Annotated in this window: 19 protein-coding genes; 11 read left to right on the top strand and 8 right to left on the bottom strand. The window is 64.0% G+C overall.

Features of this window, described 5'->3' with window-relative positions:
• The first annotated feature begins 222 nt into the window (after positions 1-222).
• Both NKH16_RS17840 and NKH16_RS17835 read left to right on the top strand, forming a co-directional pair.
• On the top strand, positions 223-1,380 hold the full coding sequence (locus tag NKH16_RS17840; RefSeq protein ID WP_352746988.1) for a putative hexosyltransferase: 1,158 nt from the start codon (positions 223-225) through the stop codon (positions 1,378-1,380).
• Positions 1,367-1,999 carry a hypothetical protein gene (locus tag NKH16_RS17835; protein ID WP_352746989.1) on the top strand — a complete coding sequence of 211 codons (633 nt, stop codon included), beginning with the start codon at positions 1,367-1,369 and terminating at the stop codon, positions 1,997-1,999. Before NKH16_RS17840 ends, NKH16_RS17835 begins: the two co-directional genes overlap by 14 nt.
• Here the strand turns inward: NKH16_RS17835 and NKH16_RS17830 are convergent.
• The 4 genes from NKH16_RS17830 to NKH16_RS17815 all read right to left on the bottom strand — a co-directional run bounded on the left by NKH16_RS17830 (position 1,996) and on the right by NKH16_RS17815 (position 5,984).
• Positions 1,996-2,436 carry a GtrA family protein gene (locus NKH16_RS17830; protein ID WP_352707211.1) on the bottom strand — a complete coding sequence of 147 codons (441 nt, stop codon included), beginning with the start codon at positions 2,434-2,436 and terminating at the stop codon, positions 1,996-1,998. The two genes, NKH16_RS17835 and NKH16_RS17830, sit on opposite strands and share 4 nt — an antisense overlap.
• Complete coding sequence (locus tag NKH16_RS17825; RefSeq protein ID WP_352746992.1) at positions 2,429-3,121, bottom strand: class I SAM-dependent methyltransferase; 693 nt, start codon at positions 3,119-3,121, stop codon at positions 2,429-2,431. The genes NKH16_RS17830 and NKH16_RS17825 overlap by 8 nt, the downstream gene beginning before the upstream one ends.
• Positions 3,096-4,136 (bottom strand): glycosyltransferase family 2 protein, encoded by a 1,041-nt coding sequence (locus NKH16_RS17820; RefSeq protein WP_352452316.1) that lies wholly within the window; start codon positions 4,134-4,136, stop codon positions 3,096-3,098. The genes NKH16_RS17825 and NKH16_RS17820 overlap by 26 nt, the downstream gene beginning before the upstream one ends.
• Positions 4,137-4,601: 465 nt before the next feature.
• Positions 4,602-5,984: an FAD-binding oxidoreductase gene (locus NKH16_RS17815; protein ID WP_352746993.1), complete on the bottom strand. Its 1,383-nt coding sequence runs from the start codon at positions 5,982-5,984 to the stop codon at positions 4,602-4,604.
• A 226-nt stretch (positions 5,985-6,210) separates the two neighbouring features.
• Between NKH16_RS17815 and NKH16_RS17810 the strand changes: the two genes are divergently transcribed.
• The gene (locus NKH16_RS17810) at positions 6,211-7,218 is read left to right on the top strand and encodes an AraC family transcriptional regulator (protein WP_352746995.1); all 1,008 of its coding nucleotides are present in this window, start codon (positions 6,211-6,213) and stop codon (positions 7,216-7,218) included.
• 132 nt (positions 7,219-7,350) lie between these two features.
• Here NKH16_RS17810 and efp read toward each other — a convergent pair whose 3' ends face one another.
• Complete coding sequence (gene efp / locus NKH16_RS17805; RefSeq protein ID WP_352457103.1) at positions 7,351-7,917, bottom strand: elongation factor P; 567 nt, start codon at positions 7,915-7,917, stop codon at positions 7,351-7,353.
• A gap of 114 nt (positions 7,918-8,031) precedes the next feature.
• Between efp and epmA the strand changes: the two genes are divergently transcribed.
• From epmA to lpxK, 7 genes are all read left to right on the top strand, one after another.
• A complete protein-coding gene (gene epmA / locus NKH16_RS17800) occupies positions 8,032-9,078 on the top strand; it encodes an EF-P lysine aminoacylase EpmA (RefSeq protein WP_352746998.1) in 1,047 nt (348 codons plus the stop codon).
• A gap of 168 nt (positions 9,079-9,246) precedes the next feature.
• Entirely contained in the window at positions 9,247-10,590 is a 1,344-nt protein-coding gene (locus NKH16_RS17795; protein WP_352747000.1) for a TldD/PmbA family protein, read from the top strand.
• Positions 10,577-11,383, top strand: coding sequence for a 3'(2'),5'-bisphosphate nucleotidase CysQ (locus NKH16_RS17790; protein WP_352747002.1), 807 nt, complete (start codon positions 10,577-10,579; stop codon positions 11,381-11,383). The genes NKH16_RS17795 and NKH16_RS17790 overlap by 14 nt, the downstream gene beginning before the upstream one ends.
• 74 nt (positions 11,384-11,457) lie before the next feature.
• Positions 11,458-11,703, top strand: a complete 246-nt coding sequence (locus NKH16_RS17785; protein WP_023674378.1) for a DUF4170 domain-containing protein — start codon at positions 11,458-11,460, stop codon at positions 11,701-11,703.
• 5 nt (positions 11,704-11,708) lie between these two features.
• Positions 11,709-12,488 carry a lysophospholipid acyltransferase family protein gene (locus NKH16_RS17780; protein ID WP_352465435.1) on the top strand — a complete coding sequence of 260 codons (780 nt, stop codon included), beginning with the start codon at positions 11,709-11,711 and terminating at the stop codon, positions 12,486-12,488.
• On the top strand, positions 12,485-13,801 hold the full coding sequence (waaA, locus tag NKH16_RS17775; RefSeq protein WP_352747005.1) for a lipid IV(A) 3-deoxy-D-manno-octulosonic acid transferase: 1,317 nt from the start codon (positions 12,485-12,487) through the stop codon (positions 13,799-13,801). The genes NKH16_RS17780 and waaA overlap by 4 nt, the downstream gene beginning before the upstream one ends.
• Position 13,802: 1 nt before the next feature.
• Positions 13,803-14,831 (top strand): tetraacyldisaccharide 4'-kinase, encoded by a 1,029-nt coding sequence (lpxK, locus tag NKH16_RS17770; protein ID WP_352747008.1) that lies wholly within the window; start codon positions 13,803-13,805, stop codon positions 14,829-14,831.
• A gap of 252 nt (positions 14,832-15,083) precedes the next feature.
• Here the strand turns inward: lpxK and NKH16_RS17765 are convergent, their stop codons facing one another.
• The gene (locus NKH16_RS17765) at positions 15,084-15,317 is read right to left on the bottom strand and encodes a DUF2093 domain-containing protein (protein WP_031211156.1); all 234 of its coding nucleotides are present in this window, start codon (positions 15,315-15,317) and stop codon (positions 15,084-15,086) included.
• 79 nt (positions 15,318-15,396) lie between these two features.
• Positions 15,397-16,323 (bottom strand): LysR family transcriptional regulator, encoded by a 927-nt coding sequence (locus NKH16_RS17760; protein ID WP_352452287.1) that lies wholly within the window; start codon positions 16,321-16,323, stop codon positions 15,397-15,399.
• Positions 16,324-16,413: 90 nt separating this feature from the next.
• Between NKH16_RS17760 and NKH16_RS17755 the strand changes: the two genes are divergently transcribed.
• Positions 16,414-17,307 (top strand): DMT family transporter, encoded by an 894-nt coding sequence (locus tag NKH16_RS17755; protein WP_352452286.1) that lies wholly within the window; start codon positions 16,414-16,416, stop codon positions 17,305-17,307.
• A gap of 205 nt (positions 17,308-17,512) precedes the next feature.
• Here the strand turns inward: NKH16_RS17755 and mutL are convergent, their stop codons facing one another.
• On the bottom strand, positions 17,513-19,363 hold the full coding sequence (gene mutL, locus NKH16_RS17750) for a DNA mismatch repair endonuclease MutL (protein ID WP_352747014.1): 1,851 nt from the start codon (positions 19,361-19,363) through the stop codon (positions 17,513-17,515).
• Positions 19,364-19,744 lie beyond the last annotated feature (381 nt).

The following is a 19,744-nucleotide window of genomic DNA, read 5'->3' as shown; positions in this document are numbered from 1 at the left end:
CTATTGTGTCCAACAGCTTGACTGCACAAATACCTACGCGACGGATTAAACGCGTCGACTGAACCCATTTCAACGTGATGCGGCGAGATGCTGGTCTGGCTCAGGGACGCCGGATCGCCGGTATCACCAATTTGAGCCGCCAAATGCATGCCTTGAATTCGCCCGGGCGCGCGTCATCTAGCTTTGAGTGGCGCCAGCCACTTGAACGGGTGGAGGCAGATTTTGGCGCTCGAAGCTGTCGCGCGTCCCGGCGGTCGCTATATTGCGGTCGCCGTCGTGGCGGTGCCGTTGCTATTCGCCGTCAGTGGACTGGCCATCCGCTATGCCGCATTTGCTTCGGTTTCGGCAGAACCCGGCTTCGCGGCCTATGCCCAGGCGCTCTGCCGCTGGGATTGCGCGTGGTATGTCGGCATTTCCGAACATGGCTATGAGCGCTTTCCCATTCCAGGCCAGAGCAATGTCGGACGGTGGGGCTTCTTCCCGCTCTATCCGATGCTGGTGGCGGCCATCCGGTCTGTTTTCCCTTTTTCGACGATACTGCTCGCATCGATCGCATCGCTTGCATGCAGCTACGCGGCCTGTCTGGTGGCGTGGCCGTTGCTCGAGAAGAACATGCGCGCTTATGTGCTGTATTGCGCCTTTCTGCTCAGCGGCCCGTTCTCCTTTCACTTCACGACCTTCCTGACCGAACCTCTTTTCGTGCTCCTGACGTCGTGCGTTTTTCTGGCACTCAAACGCTCCAGCTATCTGACCGCGGGGCTGTCATCGGCTCTGCTGTCGGCAACCAGGCTCGTCGGAGTGCTTGTTGTATTTGCGACCGTCATTCAGATGTTCAGGGATTACCGCGCAAAGGGCGGATCGGCGCTTTCGTTCCCACGTTGGGTGCTTGGCCGACCGGATCTGCTCGTTGCAATTCTCATCTCGCCTGCCGGCTTGTTCGCCTACATCCTGTTCCTCTATCTGACGGTCGGGGACGGCTTTGCCTTCCTGCACGTCCAGCGCGCGTTTGGACGGGTGGCGGGCAATCCGCTCGCCTTCATATGGGATGGACTCTCGGCCGTTCCGACGACTGGATGGCTGCCTACGGCGCCGCAATGGAGCGCGCTCGCCGCACTCATAGGACTGGCATTATCGGCGGTTCTGGCGGTTCGCAGGCAATATGGCGCCGCGCTGTTCTGCGCCTGCTGCATCATCTCGCCGCTGATCACGAACCTGGCCTCGATGGTCAGATACGTCGTTGGGCTTGCGCCTCTGACAATGTTGCTGACCACGTTGTTGTCGGCGTCGAAGCTGACTTTTCTTGCCGCTCTGGGTCTCTTCCTGGGCGCCTGCTATTTCATGACCGTCGCGTGGATCGGGGGCTATCTTGCCCTGGTCTAGCACTCCGGGCCCGCATCGGCGCGCGGCCTCGCTTGGCGGCTACACGCTGGCGGCGGTTCTGGCCGGGGCGGAAATCATCATCCTTGCGCTTGCTCTCAATCCAGACGTCAATGCCGACTATCGCGCCTATTACATCGACCGGACGACGACCTGCCTCAATCGCGATGCGGTCGGCAGCTACACACTTGGCCAGACGGTGTCGTTCCGGTCCGACGGAGCCAAAAAGGCAACCGGCATGATGGTCTGTGGCTGGTCGGGGCCGGTAGCCGACGGCACCCATTCGCTGGGCGAGACCTCGCGGCTTCGCCTGGACATACCGCCGCTTCGCGACGGCCTGACTGCCACGCTGCAAATGGCCGCCGTCATTCGTCCGCCACAGATCACGCAAAGGGTTGTGATCTCAGTGAACGGCGTTCGGGTGCATGCGGTGACGCTGTCCGGCAAAGAGCCACGCACCGTCTCGTTCGTCATCCCACCGGCGGCTCTCGCCGAGGCCAAGACACTCGACATCGCCTTCGACTACCTCGACGGCATTCCGCAAACTCCTGCCGCCAGCAACATCTATAAGCGCTCCATCAAATTGTTGTCGCTCCGGCTCGATCCCATTGACGCGGATTAGGGCGGGCGATCGCGCTGCTGGCCGCGTCTTCGCTGCGCAAAAACCCAGCGGTCGAGCATGAGGAGATTGACCGCTGGAACAAGCAAGCATGTAACCAGGATGGCAATGATCGGCGGCAGACTGAGTTTCGCCGTCAAAAGCGCCGGCGCCGCGTAAGCCACCGCGAAGCCGGTTGCCGTCAGCAAGAGAAAACGCGGAGCCTCCGATCGATGCGATCCGCTCGACGCGAAGGTCACGAACTTATGCGCGAGATAAGAAAACAGGGCGGCAGCGGTATAAGCTGCGAGCGAGGCACCGACCGGCGAGAGGCCGAACCGTTGCCATTCGACCAAAGCGGTGGCCATCACTGCATATAGGATCGTTGCAGCGATGCCGACCGACCCGAAGCGCGCCAGCAGCCTCAGCCCGGCGTCGCCGGTCGAACGGCGCTCAGACATAAGCGCTGCACACGTACTGGGCTCCAAGCGGCAGGGCAGAAAGCAGGCGCTCGACCTTTTTGGCCAAGGGCCTTGCCGAGGGCAGCAGCAGAAAATGCTCGGAGCGGATGTCCCTGAAGCCTGTTTCCTGAAAAAGGGACCTTGCTTTGGCGGCGTTGAGCAGGACTGCGTCGTGATCGAACGGACACCGGAACACCGCAAGACGCGTCATCGGATTATAGGGATTGTGCTCGATGATGCAGGCGATGCCGCCTGGCCGCACGACGCGCCGCATTTCCAGCAAGAAATCGAGCCAGGAGGAGGGCGGAACGTGATGGACGACACAACTGGCGAAAGCCAGGTCGAACGTGCCGTCCTCATAAGGCAGCCCCTGCGTGCTGCAGGTCCTGTAGGCCACACGCGGATTGTGTTGGCTGGCGCGCAAAATCGAGTCTTGCGAGACGTCGCAGCCATCGAGGCTGTCGAAAGCGCCGTCGAGATAGCGGTGGAGCGAACCGACGCCGCAGCCGACATCCAGCGCCCTTACAGCCGACCCACCCTGCCGAAGCTTTCGCTCGACCACCAGTCGCCGCAGCAGGTCCGCCTTGGCGACAAGGAAGAAGTCGTGCCTGAGTCCGGAAAACCGGATGGACCCTTCGACCGCCTCGCCGTAGTTGGAATTATAGTTGTCGAAGAGTTCGCCCATTGGCGGGGACTCCACTCCTGGGCTTGTGAAACGATCGGCCGCGCTCACCAGAGACGGCACGCATCGCCTCGTCGAAACCGGTGAGCCGATCGATCACGTACAGCGGGCGGCGTTTCACCTCGGCGTGGATGCTGCCAACGTAGAGCCCGACCACGCCGGTCATGAAGAGATTAATGCCGCACAGGAGCGACACGATCACCACCGTGGATGTCCACCCGGCAATGATGCCGGCTTCAAAAAACCAGGCAAACATGGCGTAGGCACCAAAGACCACCGCAAGCGCGGAAATGGCCAATCCGCCCCAGAGCGCCAGGCGCAACGGCTTCTCGGAGAAACTGACGATGCCGTGAACCGCAAGGTGCATCATCTTCCAGAATGGGTATTTGGTCTGGCCCAGGGTTCGCGCGTGGCGCTCAAATGGCACTGCCGTCTGCTTGAAGCCCATCCAGCCGAACATGCCCCTGACGAAGCGGTCATGTTCGGGCATATGCTTGAAGGTTTCCAGCGCCTTGCGGCCGACCAGGCGAAAGTCGCCGACGTCGCGCGGAATATCGACCGACGTCATTTTCTCCAGCAGGCGATAGAAAAGACTTGCCGTAAAGCGCTTGAACCAGGATTCGCCGTCGCGCTTGACTCGGCGGGCATAGACGATCTCGAAGCCTTCCTTCCACTTTGCCACCAGATCGAGAACGACCTCCGGCGGGTCCTGCAAGTCGGCATCCATGACGATGACGGCATCGCCCGCAGCGGCATCCATACCGGCGGTAATGGCCATCTGGTGGCCGAAATTGCGGGAAAATTCGATCAGCCGAAAGCGCGGCTCGGCGGCAACCACCTTTCTCAGGTATTCGACACTTCCATCGAGGCTTCCGTCATCGACGAAGATGGCCTCCGTTTCTCCGTCCAACCGGCCGATCAGGCAACTGATCCGCTCGATCAGCCGAGGCAGCACCTGTTCTTCATTGTATATGGGCAGGACCAGCGAGTAGCGAGGCGGTGACCTGTTCACCGTCATTCCAGGGTCGTGGACCACAGACTCTCGCATGCGGTTGAAAATGGAACGCAAGCTACAAAGTTCCAAAGGCACTTAAGAAACTGCTAATTTATCTAATTCTGGAGGGAATACCGGTTCTCGATGAGCACTGGAGGGTGTCGTCGTGAGGTCGGACGTCCACATCGAGGCGTAAACTATCGGTGGCTGCTGGCGCGATCGGCCTGGCGAGAAACAGTCGTTGAGGCATAACGCGTTGACCGCGAGGCCTACTCCCGGACTTGCCGGTTGAAGCGGGCTGCGGGTCACCCTAAGGGTGCGGGCAGACCGCTTTTGACGCATGCCGGACATCGCTCATGGAACACGGTCGGCGAGCGCGGCCGAGTATCCCGCTTGCCGGCCAGCGAGCGTCCTGACCGGCAAGCTATCGTACCGGCCGAGCCTTAGCTGGGCCGGCCGGTACGCTTGCCGGCCTGACGAGGGCCGCCGTCAAGCAGCCGGTCGAATGTTTTGGTTCACCCGGAAGAGGTTGTTTGGGTCGTATTTCTTCTTCAGCGTAGCCAGGCGCTCATAGTTGTCGCCATAAGCCGCCTTGAGCCTTGCATCGCCCTCGTCATCCATCATGAAGTTCAGGTAGGCGCCACCCAGATCGAACGGATGCACGGCCTCCCAGTAGGCCTTGGTCCAGCGCGTCACCGGCCCCGCTTTCTGTGGGTCCGGATCGATCCCGGCGATGACCATCGACCAGGTCGCATCACGGTAATTCCAGGGTGTCTCGTCTTTGCCGACGCGATGGACCGCACCATCGATCGGGTAGAGGTGCATGAGCGATAGCTCGCTCGGCGTCTTCGCCGCCTGCTTGAGATGGGCGTCGATCGCCTCGTCGGACAGCGTCTTGACGAAATCGCCCCGCCAGTACCACTGCATTCCCTTCGGGTAGAGCCCATCGAACATGCTCTGCACCGCGGGATAGGGCATCGTTCCCATCCAGTTGAACCAGGGCGCGGGCAGCGCATCGAGCAGCGGGGCCAGCGCCTCTCTGCCCTTTTCCTCCGGGCCGTTGTAGCAGCACATCAGCAGACACATCCGCTTTCCCCAAAACTCTTCCGGGAAGGGTGCGCTCGAGAGGACGGTCTTGAGCCCGAGAAAGATCCCGAGTTCTTCGGGCGCGTTTGGCAGGAACTCGCGATAATGCTGCATGATGGTGCGGGCGTGGCGCTGATCCCATGCGATCGGCCCCGCAAAGACCATGCTGACCTGGTGGAGCTTGAACACAAAGCTGGTGACGATGCCGAAATTGCCGCCGCCGCCGCGAAGCGCCCAGAACAGGTTGGGGTTCCGCTCCTTGCTGGCGGTGACGAAGCTTCCATCGGCAAGCACGACATCGGCCTCGATCAGATTATCGATGGTCAGGCCATATTTGCGCGTCAGATAGCCATGGCCGCCGCTCAGCGTCAGTCCGGCGACCCCGGTGGTTGAGATGATGCCCGCCGGTACGGCCAGGCCAAAGGCATGGGTGGCATGATCGAGGTCGCCCTGAGTACAGCCCGGGCCTACCCGCGCCGTGCGGGCATCCGGATCGACGCGCACGCCGTTCATCGCCGACAGGTCGATCACCAGACCGTCGTCGCAGCTCCCCAATCCTGGTCCGTTATGGCCGCCGCCACGTACCGCAACCAGCAAATTGTTGTCGCGGCCGAAATTCACCGCTGTGATTACGTCGGCGACGTCGACACAGCGGGCGATGATCAGCGGCCGCTTGTCGATCATGCCGTTGTAGAGCTTGCGGGCCTCGTCATAGCGGGCGTCGCCGGCGCGGATGACTTCGCCTCGCAGGCTTGCTGCGAATTTGGTGATTTCTTCATCGTTCATGACATTCCTCCCTGTTATTGGACCTGTCGGCCGGTCGATGAAACGCTAATCCCGTCCGCTGTTCCCGCAAATGTCACATCGTCCATTTCTGTTGCCCGATCGTTCAGAGTAGGATTAGACCGGATGGATAGTTGCCCGGGCGGCCATATTGCCGGATAGTTCGAGATGCCTGGCGGAAAAACTCGTTGTCAAAGGGAGTAGCCGATCGTTTCCGGAGGTGTAGTGCATGGATGTCCTTTCCGATGTGCTCCGAGCCGTTCGCCTCACCGGTGCGATCTATTTCGACGTCGACGCCAGCTCTCCCTGGGTTGGCGAGTCGCCGGGCACGGCCGACATTGCCGCCGCCGTCATGCCGGAGGCAGAGCACATCATTTCCTTTCATGCCGTGATGTCGGGCTCGTGCTGGGCCGCGCTGGGAGACGATTCGGTGCCGCCGGTGCTCGTCAACGCCGGTGATGTCGTTGTCTTCCCCGGTGGTGTTCCGAACGTGTTGAGCTCCTCGCCGGGGGCGCGGGGCGAACCCAATATGGCGATGTATTATCGGCCGATAGACGAGAGCCTGCCGTTCGCGGTGATCCATGGTGGCGGCGGAGACGAGCGGACCCGGTTCATTTGCGGGTATCTTGGCTGCGATGCACGTCCCTTCAATCCTCTCCTGGCCGCATTGCCGGCCATCCTGTGTGCCCGCAAGCCCGCCGATGGAAGCAGTTGGGTTATCGACCTTTTTCGGCTGGCGCTGGCCGAAGGTGGCAGTGGGCGGGCGGGCTGTGAAACGATACTCGCCAAGCTGAGCGAGCTGATGTTTGTCGAGATCATCCGCCGCCATCTCGAGACCCTCCCCGACGATTCGCGCGGCTGGCTGTCAGGCCTACGGGATCCACATGTCGGCGAGGCGCTTCGGCTCATCCACGCTCGCCCAAGGGAGGAATGGACATTGGACCGGCTCGCCCGCGAAGTGGGGCTCTCGCGCACGGCGTTTGCGAGCCGCTTTACCCACTATGTCGAGGTCTCGCCGATGCACTATCTTGCTCGCTGGCGTCTGCAACTGGCGGGACGTCTGCTCGAACGGCCCGAAATGAGCATCGCGCAAGCGGGTGCCGAGGTCGGCTACGAGTCGGAAGCCGCCTTCAATCGCGCCTTCAAAAAGTTCGTCGGCATTCCACCTGGCACTTGGCGAAAGGGACGGTCGGCGTTGCTCGAGGCTCAGAGATTGCCCGCTGACGTCGTACAATAGGAAAGAACCGGCAGGGGCGTTGACGCTTCAGTCTGCGTGCAGCGTCCCAATGCTCGAAAGCCCCTGGCACAAAGCGGTAGACGATGACCGGCCGCCGCGACGCTTTCGGCGAGGCGTGTCAGGCTTCGCGCCTCAATCCTTCGCGCGCTCGACATAGGCGCCATCGGCCGTCATCACCACCACGCGGGTGCCGGCGCTGATGTGTGGCGGCACCAGGGTACGCACGCCGTTAGACAGCGTTGCCGGCTTGTAGGACGAGGACGCCGTCTGGCCCTTGGTCACCGGCTCGGTCTCGACCACCTCGAAAGTGGCGCGCTGCGGCAGTACCAGCGAGATGGCGATGCTGTTGTATTGCGAGATCTGCACCGGCATGCCTTCCACCAGATAAGGCGCCATGTCGCCGACCACGCTTTCCGGCACCGCGACCTGGTCGTAAGTCTCCGGGTTCATGAAGTGAAAGCCTTCGCCGTCACGGTAGAGGAACGTGTGCTCGCGCTCCTCGACATAGGCGCGCTCGACCTGCTCGGTGGTGCGGTAACGCTCGGAAACCTTTACCCCGTCGGAGATACGCCGCATGTCGAGCTGGGTGACCGGCGTACCCTTGCCAGGATGAATGTTTTCGGCAAAGAGGATCACATAAAGCTTGCCGTCCTTTTCGACGACGTTGCCTTTGCGTAAGGAGCTGGCGATGACCTTCACGGGTTTCCATCCTGATAAAATTTGTTGGCGCAAATCGGCTGGAGAGGCCGTTGCGTGCGGCCTAGCGCATCTTGGCCGCAATCGCCAGCCCTCTGTGCAATTCCCCTGAAGCCGATGACCGCCGCCTCGCCGTGGTGGACGCCGCATGTCCACGCCGACCGCCGGTCGCGGCTGATCCTGCGCAATGCCATTGCCGCCGGGATGCGCGACTGGTTCGCCCGCCGCGACTTCGTCGAGGTGGAGACATCGGCCTTGCAGGTCTCGCCCGGCAATGAAGCGCACCTGTCGGCCTTTGCCACCGAGGCGATCGGGCCGGACGGGCAGCGCCAGCCGCTCTACCTCCACACGTCGCCGGAATTCGCCTGCAAGAAGCTGCTTGCCGCCGGCGAGGAGCGCATCTTCAGCCTCGGGGCTGTCTGGCGCAACCGCGAGCGCGGCCCCTTGCACCATCCTGAGTTCACCATGCTCGAATGGTACCGCGTCGGCGAGACCTATGAGAGCCTGATGCGCGATTGCGCCGAGCTCGTAGCGCTGGCGGCCGAACGGGCCGGAGCGAAGCGTTTTAGCTTCCGCGGCCGTGAAGCCGATCCGTTCGCCGAGCCGGAACGGTTGAGCGTCGCCGAAGCTTTCATGCGCCATGCCGGCATCGATCTGCTGGCGACGGTCGCAGCCGATGGCAGCACCGACCGCGCGGAGTTGCATGCCGCCCTGGTCCAGGCCGGATTGCGGACCGCGCCCGACGACAATTGGGCCGACCTGTTCAGCCGGGTGATGGTCGAAAAAATCGAGCCGGCGCTGGGGCAGGGGCGCAACACCATTCTTTTCGGATATCCGATCTCGGAGGCGGCATTGGCCCGGCCGAGCGCCGACGATCCGCGCACCGCCGAGCGCTTCGAGCTCTATTGCTGCGGCGTCGAACTCGCCAACGCCTTTGGCGAATTGACCGATCCGGCCGAGCAGCGCCTGCGCTTTGCCGCCGAAATGGATGAGAAGCAGCGCGTCTATGGTGAACGCTACCCGATCGACGAGGACTTCCTCGCCGCGCTCGCCATCATGCCGCAGGCGAGCGGCGCCGCGCTCGGCTTCGACCGGCTGGTGATGCTCGCCACCGGCGCGCTCAGGATCGACGACGTGATCTGGACGCCGGTGGCCGCTTCCTGAGGGATTGTCGATCTCGCTCGCCGTTCATCCGCCTGCGGGCTGCGGTCCTGTTTGGGCGCTTGATGCACCCGGTTTGTCCGCTTCTCCCATTGCAGAAGGCGCATCGGGACAATAGATGGTGCAGCAGCGGCTGCCCTATTGCGGGCCGAAAATAACAGGATCATGCGCATGACCGATACGCTCGACGCAGCGAAACTGACCGATCGCGTCGCGGCCCTGGTCGAGGCTGCCAAACGGGCCGGCGCCGATGCCGCCGATGCCGTTGCGGTACGCGGCCGCTCGACCGGCGTGTCGGTGCGGCTTGGCAAGGTCGAAGGCACAGAGGCGTCCGAGAGCGAGGACGTCTCGCTGCGCGTCTTCGTCGGCAAACGCGTGGCGAGCGTTTCGGCAACGGCGGCATCCGACCCCAATATGCTGGCCGAGCGTGCCGTCGCCATGGCCAAGGTGTCGCCCGAAGATCCCTATCAAGGCCTCGCTGACCCGGCCTTGCTGGTCAAGACGCCGCGCGACCTCGATCTGTTCGACGCCACCGAGGTGTCGGCCGATCAATTGAAGGAAGCAGCGCTTGCCGCCGAAGCGGCGGCGCTTGCCGTCAAGGGCGTCACCAATTCGGCCGGCAGTGGCGCCAGTGCCGGGCTCGGCGGCCTGGTGCTCGCTACCTCGCACGGCTTCGTCGGCCATTACCTCGCCTCGCGTTTTTCACGCTCGACCAGCGTGATCGCCGGCGAGGGCACCGGCATGGAGCGCGACTACGAATTCTCCTCGCGCCAGCATTTTTCCGATCTCGACGCGCCGGAAGACATAGGCCGCAAGGCCGGTGAGCGCGCTGTACGCCGCATTGGCGCGCGCAAGGCGGCGACCGGGCCGGTCGACGTGGTGTTCGATCCGCGTGTGGCGCGCGGCATTGCCGGCCACCTTGCCGGTGCCATCAATGGCGCCGCGGTCGCGCGCAAGACCAGCTTTCTCCGCGACATGATGGGCAAGAAGGTGGCTTCGGCCGCAATCACCGTCACCGACGAGCCGCTCCGGCGCCGTGGACAGGCCTCGCGCCCGTTCGACGGCGAAGGCGTCGAGGGCGAAAAACTGTTCATGGTCGACAAGGGCGTGCTCAACCACTGGTTCCTGTCGACTTCGGCGGCTCGGGAACTCGGCCTCGTCACCAATGGGCGCGGCTCGCGCAGCGGCTCGTCGGTCTCGCCGTCGTCGACCAATCTCGCCATCGAGCCCGGGGAAAATACGCCGGAAGAGCTGATCAAGTCGCTCAAGACCGGCTTCTACGTCACCGAAGTGTTCGGCCAGGGCGTCGACATGGTGACGGGCGAATATAGCCGCGGCGCTTCCGGCTTCTGGATCGAAAATGGCGAGCTGGCCTATCCCGTCGCCGAGGTGACCATCGCCTCCAATCTGAAGACGATGTTCCTCAACATGGTTCCGGCAAGCGATCTCGACCGCAATTTCGGCACTGCCGCGCCCACGCTTTTGATCGAAGGAATGACCCTTGCCGGAGCTTGACCCGGCCGTCTCGGCCGGCGCTACTGAAGACCTGCAGCTGCTGCGCGATGCCGCCCGCGCGGCGGGGCTCATCGCCATGCAGTACTTCAACAACAATCCGCAGGTGTGGATGAAGGGCGGCACCTCGCCGGTCAGCGAAGCCGATCACGCCGCCGACAAATATCTGCGCGAGACCTTGCTGGCGGCCCGGCCGGATTATGGCTGGCTGTCGGAGGAAACCGTCGACGACCCGGTAAGGCTCGTCGCGCGCCGCACCTTTGTCGTCGATCCGATCGACGGCACGCGCGGCTTCCTCGAAGGGCTGCCCACATGGTGCGTCAGCGTCGCTGTGGTCGAGAACGGCCGAACGCTTGCCGGCGTGCTCGACTGCCCGGCGAAGGGCGAAATCTATTGGGCGCTGCCCGGCGAGGGCGCGTTCCTGAATGGCAGGCGCATCAGCGTGCGTCCGCCGTCGGAAACGGCCGAAATCGCCGGACCGAAGGCGATGATCGACCTGATGCCGGCGAAATGGCACAAACGGCTGAAGCGCGTGCTCTATATTCCTTCGCTCGCCTACCGGCTGGCGATGATCGCCGGCGGCCAGCTCGATGCCACCTTCGTCAAGGCCAACGCGCATGACTGGGACATCGCCGCGGCCGATCTCATCCTGCGCGAGGCAGGCGGCGCCTTGCTCGATCGGCATGGCCGCGCGCCGCTCTATGCCGGCGAAGTGATCCGTCACGGACCGCTCGCCGCCGGCAGCGGCGAACTCCTCGCCGTGCTCGCCGGCGTCATCGCCGGGCTGGACGATTGACCACTATCAGTAGTTCCAAAGTCGGCGGCTTTGGTCTAGACCTGTCCCAAACTCACGATATGTGAAGGATCGACATGGCCGCTGAAGACGGAAAGAAACAGCTTTTGCACCTGGTGTTCGGCGGCGAACTCAAGAAGCTGGGCGGCACCGAATTCCGCGATCTCGACGCGCTCGATATTGTCGGCATCTATCCGGACTATCAATCGGCGCACGCCGTCTGGAAGGCCAAGGCGCAAGCTAGCGTCGACAATGCCCATATGCGCTATTTCGTCGTTCACCTGCACCGCCTGCTCGACCCCGAAAACAAGGCTGTCGGTTGACATCGATGAACCATGAAGCGGTCAAGCGATCAGCCCCGCGGTCGGCGGTCAGACGTCGCAAGCCGAAGACGTTCTGGCGCAAGATCCGCGAACCGCTGGCGCAGTCGCGATTCGTCAAGAATGCGCTTGCCGCGCTGTTTGCGTATTTCGTCCGCCTTGTCCGCTTGACCAACCGCATGGTTGACGGATCGGCCAAGTTTTCCGGCGGTGCCTATGCGCAGCTCGAGCCTGGCATCATCGCGCTCTGGCACGGCCAGCACCTGCTGACCCCGGCCTACTATCCCAAGGGACGGCCGCTGGTTGCCATGGTATCGCGCAGCGCCGATGCCGAGCTCAACGCGCTGATGGTCGAGAAATTCGGCATCGAGGCGGTGCGCGGCTCTGGCGGGCGCGAAAGCGCAAGGCATCTCGATAAGGGCGGGGCCAAGGCGCTCATCGCCCTCAAAAAGTCGCTCGCCACCGGCAAGAATGTCGCCATGATTGCTGATATTCCCCACGGCACGCCGCGCGATGCGGGGCTCGGCGTCGTCCTTCTGGCGCGGCTGTCCGGCCGGCCGATCCTGCCTGCCGCGATAGCCACCAGCCGCCGCAAGGTGATCGAGGGCAGCTGGGACAAGACGACGATCAACTTGCCCTTCGGCCGCTCCTCGATTGTCGTCGGCACGCCTGTCTTCGTGCCAGCCAACGCCGACGCCGCGGAAATGGAACGCAAGCGCCAGGAGGTCACAGCCTCGCTCAATGCCGCGACCGCCGAGGCCTATCGCCTTGTGGACGGTCCGAAATGAGTATGCGCTGGGCCCGCGCCTTCCTGACGGCCTACCGCTTCGCCGGGGCCGCCGCTTACCCGCTGGTCGGACCTTACGTCGCCTGGCGAACTTCCAGAGGCAAGGAGGACCGCATTCGCCGGCGTGAACGCTACGGCGTCGCCGGACGCGAGCGTCCCGAAGGCCCGGTGATCTGGATCCATGCAGCCAGCGTCGGCGAGACCATCGCCGTCGTGCCGCTGGTCGAGAGCATTCTCGATTACGGCGTCAACATCGTGCTGACGACGGGCACGGTCACCTCGGCGCAGGTCGCCGAAGAACGGCTGGGCGACCGCATCATCCACCAATATGTGCCGCTCGACCTCAAGCCGGCGGTCAGCCGCTTCCTCGACCATTGGCAGCCGGACCTGGCGATCATCGCCGAATCGGAGATCTGGCCGATGACCATCCTGGAACTCGGCGCCCGCCGCGTGCCGCAGGTTCTGGTCAACGGCAGGCTGTCCGACCGCTCCTTCAAGTCCTGGAAGAAGCGCGCCAACATTGCCGAAGCATTGTTCGAAAATCTTGCCCATGTCGTCGCCCAGTCGGATCTCGATGGCGAGCGCTTCCTGTCGCTCGGCGCCCGGCCGGTCACCGTATCCGGCAATCTCAAGGTCGACACCGCGCCGCCGCCGGCCGACGAGCGGGCGTTGGCGGCGCTGAAACGCCAGATCGGCGGTCGCCCGACCTGGGCGGCGACCTCGACCCATGACGGCGAAGAGGCGGTCGCCGCCGAAGTCCACGCCATGCTGCACAAGCGCCACCACGGGCTTTTGACGATCATCGTGCCGCGCCATCCCGATCGCGCCGGGCAGCTGGCCGCCCAGATTTCCGGCATGGGCCTGAAGCTGGCGCAGCGCAGCAAGGGCGACAGGATCACCTCCGACACCGATATTCTGCTCGGCGACACGATCGGCGAGATGGGGCTTTATCTGAGGCTGACGGAAATCGCCTTTGTCGGCCGTTCGCTGACTTCCGAGGGCGGCCAGAACCCGCTGGAGCCAGCCATGCTGGAGACAGCGGTGCTTGCCGGCCGCAACGTCCAGAATTTTCGCGAGGCCTATCAGCGCCTGCTCGATAGCGGCGGCGCCAAGCTGGTGCGCGACCGCGATATGCTGGCCGGCGCCGTTAATTTCCTTTTGACCAACGAGGCGGCCCGCCATGAGATGATGGCGGCGGGTGCGGCGACGGTCGACGAGATGCGCGGTGCGCTGGCGCATACGCTCAGGTCGCTCGAGCCCTATATCCAGCCGCTGGTCGTCAAGTCGCGCCTGAAGGGCGCGAACGGGCGCTGACGTGACCTCGGAAGCGCCACCCTTCTGGTGGGAAGAGCCGGACTGGCGGGTCACGGCGCTGTCGCCGCTCTCCGCCATCTATGCGCTTGTCGCCGGTCGCCGCATGCGGCACGCGCCGCGCGAAAAGGTCGAGGCGCCGGTGCTTTGCGTCGGCAACTTCACCGTCGGCGGCACCGGCAAGACGCCGGTGGCGATCGCATTGGCCGAGCAGGCCCGGCGCATGCAGCTCAATCCGGGTTTCCTGTCGCGCGGCCATGGCGGCTCGTTTGCGCAGCCGCATATCGTCGATCCGCACCATGACGCCGCCAAGCATGTCGGCGACGAGCCGCTGCTTCTGGCCGAACATGCGCCGGTCGCGGTGACGCCGAACCGGGCCGCCGGCGCCAGGCTTCTGCTGGAGAAGCTCGGCTGCGATTTCCTGATCATGGATGACGGTTTTCAGAGCGCGCGCATCCACATCGACTATGCGCTGGTCGTTGTCGATGCGCGCCATGGCATCGGCAATGGCCGCGTCATCCCCGGCGGGCCCCTGCGGGCAAACATCGTCGACCAACTGGTCTTCACCAGCGCCTTGCTGAAGATGGGCGAGGGCACCGCGGCCGACACGGTCGTGCGCCAGGCAGCGCGCGCCGGCAGGCCGATCTTCGAGGCGCACACTGCCCCGAGCAGCAAAGTGACGCTGGCCGGCAGGCGTTTCCTGGCGTTCGCCGGCATTGGCCATCCCGACAGGTTTTTCGACACTGTCCGCGAGGCCGGCGGCGAGCTTGCGCTGACCAAATCGTTTCCTGACCATCATTTCTACAGTGCGGACGAGCTTGCCGAATTGGCGGTGACAGCGCGTAAAGCCGGGCTTGGCCTCATTACCACCGCCAAGGACGCTGCCCGCCTGCGTCACGGCGCGGCGCCGCCGGAATTCCTCGACGGGCTCGATGTGCTGGAGATCGACACCGTCTTCGAGCTCGACCATGTGCCGCAACGCATCATCGACGAGACGCTGGATACCTGGCGGCAGCGCCGGCTTAAAGGCTGACCAGAAGCTTGAGCACCGAGGCAATGCGGGACCGGAATTTGCAGCTTTCCGCCGGTCGAACGTATTTTGTTCTTGCTTTGTGCCGGCAGCTATGCTAGTAATTTAAATATGGTGATGATTCGCCGGTGACCCGCCCTCGAGCCTGAGGCGGGTTTTTTATTTCAAGATAGCCTCTAAGGTTTCGGTGTTGCCGGCCTGACATCGCGGCAGACGGCGCAGGATCGCAACGGGGCGGCTTCCATTTGCGCTGGACTAGCGTCGGCGGCGCAGTTCCGGATGCGCTTCGATCTCGCGGCGCAGCGAGGCAGCGGCGTTCACATAGGGTTCCTGCCTGGCGACACTCCAATATTTGAGCTCGTCGAGCGGGATGCTCTCGCCGGTCACCGCGCAGCGCACGAAGGCGCCGGGGCTGGTCACCTGGAAGTCGCCGTCGAGATAGCGGATGCGGGCTTCCTTGCCGCCGGGTCCTTCGAAACGGTTCATCATGGGGTGGTGCCGAAATTCATGACGATGTCATCGCCACAAATTGCGGCGAGGTCAAGCCGGCAAACTGGATGCCGGCATCTCATTCCTCGGCCGTGATAAACTGCTCGATCTTCTCCGCTGCCAGCCCGGCCTGGACGGCGATGCGCCGGGCGAGTTCGGCGGCGGCGGCGCGCGGGCGCCCCAGCGGCCGGTCGAGCCAGTAGGATATCGGGCTTAGCGCACTGCGCTCGTCTACGGCGACGATGCGGCCCGATTTCAATTGGTCCACCGTCAACGGCGGACGTGCCAGCGCAATACCGAGCCCGTGCGCGGCGGCGTCGAGCACGAGGTTGTAGTCCTCGAAACGGCGGTCGTGCGGCCGCGGCCGATAGTCCATCTCCTGCGCGGCAAACCAGGCGCGCCAGGCCGAAGCGTCGGAATCATTGATCACCGGAAATTCGAGCAGTCGGGCGGGGTCTCCGCGACCGATCTCTCTGGCCAATTCCGGCGAGGCGACAGGGAACACATATTCTTCGAAAAGCTGCACCGAGATCCGGCCCGGAATGCGACCGCGCCCGCAGCGGATCGACAGGTCGATGCCCTCGTCGGCAAGATCGCCCTGGCGGATGTCGACGTCGAGCACGATACGCAGCTTGGACGGGTGGTTCTCCAGCGCCGCCATGCGCGGCATCAGCCACAGCCCGCTGACCGAGGGGATCGAGGTCAGCCGCACCACCGCCGTGCCGCGCGGCTCGACCCAACGGTCCGAATTGCTGGCGATCAGGGCAAAGGCTTCGGTGGTGCGCAGATGCAGCCGGTTGCCCTCGATGGTCAGCGAGACGCCGCGCGCGCCGCGATCGAAGACTTTCAGCCCGAGCCAACCCTCGAGCTTGGCGATCTGCCGGCTGACGGCGCCGTGGGTGATGTTGAGCTTCTCGGCGGCCGCCGAAAAGCTGCCGGTCCGAGCCGCGGCGTCGAAGGCGCGCAGCGTTTCGAGCGGCAGCATCGGGTCTAAGCTGTGATCCATAGTCACAGGTGATCCTCGATTTGTTCGTTTGTCAACCGACCCGCAATAGCGTTTCTCTACTTCATGGCATTGGATCGCGAGGACACCCAAATGAGCGCTTACACCGGCACGTTGAATACGACACAGCGCATGGATGCCACGGCTGCCATCGCGGTGGCGCTGACGGTCGTCGGCTGGGCCTCCGCCTTTCCGGCGATCCGCGCCGGCCTTGCCGCTTTCGGGCCGCTGGAGCTTGGCGCGCTGCGCTTTGCCATCGCCGCGGTTCCGGCGGCGATCTTCCTCGCGGTCAAGCGGCCGGCACTGCCCAGGCTCGATGAACTCTGGCGCTTTGTCTTCGGTGGTGCCGTCTTCGTCGCACTCTACACGGTGATGCTCAATTTCGGCGAGCTGACCGTTTCGGCCGGTGCGGCCGGCTTCATCATCAACGTCAGCCCGATCTTCACCGCCATCATGGCCATGGCGCTGCTCGGCGAACGCTTCTCGGGCCTGGCCTGGGCCGGCACATTCCTGTCCTTCGCCGGTATCGGCATCATCGCCATGGGCGAGGGGCAAGGGCTGCATTTCAACAATGGTGCGCTGCTTGTCCTCGGCTCGGCGCTGTGCTCGGCCGTCAACACCATCGTCCAGAAGCCGCTGTTTGCCCGCCATCACCCGCTGACGATCTCGGCCTCGAACATGGTGCTTGGCGCGCTCTGCCTGTCGCCGTTCCTGCCGAGCGGTCTGGCGCAGGCGGCGGTCGCCGATGCGGCCGGGCTCGGCGCCGTCATCTTTCTCGGCATCGTGCCCAGCCTGATCGCCTATGCCGCATGGGCAACAGCGCTTTCCCGGCTGCCCGCGGCGCGTGCCTCGAACTTCCTCTATCTGGTGTCGCCGATGGCGACGCTGATCGGCTTCTTCTGGCTGGGCGAGGTGCCGACGCTGCTCGGCATCTTCGGCGGCGCGCTGGCGCTGGGCGGCGTCATTGTGGTGAATTTGAAGAGATGAGCAAAGGGTTTGGGGCTGTGCCTGACTCGAAAAGAGCCGCTGTACAGCGGCTCTTTTCGTACCCCCACCCCGCTGCTTCGCAGCGACCCTCCCCACAAGGGCGAGGGTAAGCTCCTCGCGAGGCGTCGGCGGATAGGCTCCCTACCTCCCCCTTGTGGGGAGGTCGGACCGAAGGTCCGGGTGGGGGCTGCGCCCTGCGAGTTTCTCACCGCCGCCCGAACAACCGCTCAATATCCGCCAGCTTGAGTTCGATATAGGTCGGGCGGCCGTGGTTGCAGGTGCCGGAGCCCGGCGTCGCCTCCATCTGGCGCAGCAGCGCGTTCATCTCTTCCGGTTTGAGCAGGCGGCCGGAACGTACCGAGCCGTGGCAGGCCATGGTCGCGGCTATTTTGTCCAGCCGCTCCTTCAGCGTGTCGACCGTGTCGTTGTCGGCGATCTCGTCGGCGAGATCGCGCACCAGCTGCTGGACGTTGGTCTCGCCGAGCATCGACGGCGTCTCGCGCACCGCGACGGCGCCGGGGCCGAAGCGCTCGATGCCGAGGCCGAAGCGGGCCAGCGTCTCGGAGTGTATGGCAAGCCGCTCGGCATCCTCTTCCGGCAGATCGACAATCTCGGGCAACAGCAGCATCTGCGACGGCACCGCACGTGAGTGGAGGGCGTTCTTCAAGGCCTCGTAGACCAGCCGCTCATGCGCCGCATGCTGGTCGACAATGACAAGCGAATCCCTGGTCTGGGCGACGATATAATTCTCGTGCACTTGTGCGCGCGCCGCGCCCAGCGCCGTGCCGAGCAGCGTTTCCGCCGCTTCGTTTTGCCCGGCGCGCGCATCGGCGCTGTGCAGCGGCCCGGCGTCGAAGGCCGCCTGCTCGTCCTCGCCGAAGCCGTCGCCCATGTCGAGCGGCCGCTGCGGCGAATGGGCAGGATCGAACCCGGAAAAGCCCGATGCCCGATAGGCGGCCTCGTAGCTGCGGTGACCGTTGGCCGGGCCACCATGCGCATAGGATGCGGCGCCTGGCCGGAACGCCGCCATCATGCCGGCGGCCCCGGTGGTGGCGGCGCGGATGCCGGCATTGGCCAGCGCTTCGTGGATAGCGCCGACGATCAGCCCGCGCACCAGCCCCGGGTCGCGGAAGCGCACGTCTGCCTTGGCCGGATGGACATTGACATCGACGATCACCGGATCGAGCGTCAGGAACAGCACGGTGACGGCATGGCGGTCGCGCGGCAGCACGTCAGCGAAGGCGCCGCGAATGGCGCCGGCGATCAGTTTGTCACGCACCGGGCGGCCGTTGACATAAGCGTATTGCTGCAGCGCGTTGGCGCGGGTGAAGGAGGGGACCGAGACATGGCCGGCGAGATGCACGCCGTCCCGCATCGCGTCGATGGCGATCGCATTGTCGGGAAAGTCGGCGCCCATCACCTGTGCCACCCGGCGCAGCCGGCCTTCCGGGCTGTCGTCGGTCGCCGGCAGTTCCAGCGTCGAGCGGTCCGGGCCGGCCAAGGTGAAGCGCACGGCGGGGAAGGCGATGGCGATGCGCTTGACCACGTCGCCGATGGCCGAGCTTTCGGCGCGCTCGCCCTTCATGAATTTGAGCCTTGCGGGCGTGGCGAAGAACAGGTCGCGCACCTCGACCGTGGTGCCGCGATTGGCCGCCGCCGGCCTGACCGCGGAGACGCGGCCGCCGTCGATGCCGATCTCGGCGGCGTTTTCACTGGACGCGGTGCGCGAGCGGATCGACAGCCGCGCCACCGAGCCGATCGACGGCAAGGCCTCGCCGCGGAAGCCGAGCGAGCGGATGTCGTGAATGTCGTCGGCGAGCTTGGAGGTGCAATGGCGCGCAATCGCCAGCGCCAGTTCCTTTTCCGGAATGCCCGAGCCGTCGTCGCTGACGCGGATCAGGTTCAGCCCGCCGCCGGCGGTGACGATCTCGACTCTGGTAGCGCCTGCATCCAGCGCGTTCTCGACCAGTTCCTTGACCACGCTTGCCGGACGCTCGATGACTTCGCCGGCGGCGATCTGGTTGATCATCGTTTCGGAAAGCTGGCGGATGGGCATGGGGCACTATAGGCGGATTCGTGGTCGATGCGGGAGAGGGAGAATAGCGTTGACCGTTGCAAGGCAGTGAGACTGCTCCGTTGCTCCGCCAGAGGGGGGTGCTGTCCGGGTGCTGTCCCGCCACGATATAGAGATAGGAATATTGTTGAAGTGAATGGGCTTGGCCCCCAATTGACTTATTAGAATTAGTCGGACGAAGGCCAAAATCCGAAGCGAATGGCCGTTGGAGGCGACATTTGGACGTCATCCTAGATTACTTGATGGTAAATTTCGCTCGATGGATACAGCGTCGAAAGAGTCGTATTGCGAGAATAATTTGGTTTACTATTTGGACGGTTATTTCGATATTGCTAACAGTTTTTCTATTTTATCTCCTGTATA

This window comes from Mesorhizobium sp. M1307, assembly GCF_040318155.1.
Classification (GTDB): Bacteria; Pseudomonadota; Alphaproteobacteria; order Rhizobiales; family Rhizobiaceae; genus Mesorhizobium.
This window is presented reverse-complemented; position numbering and strand designations above follow the sequence as displayed.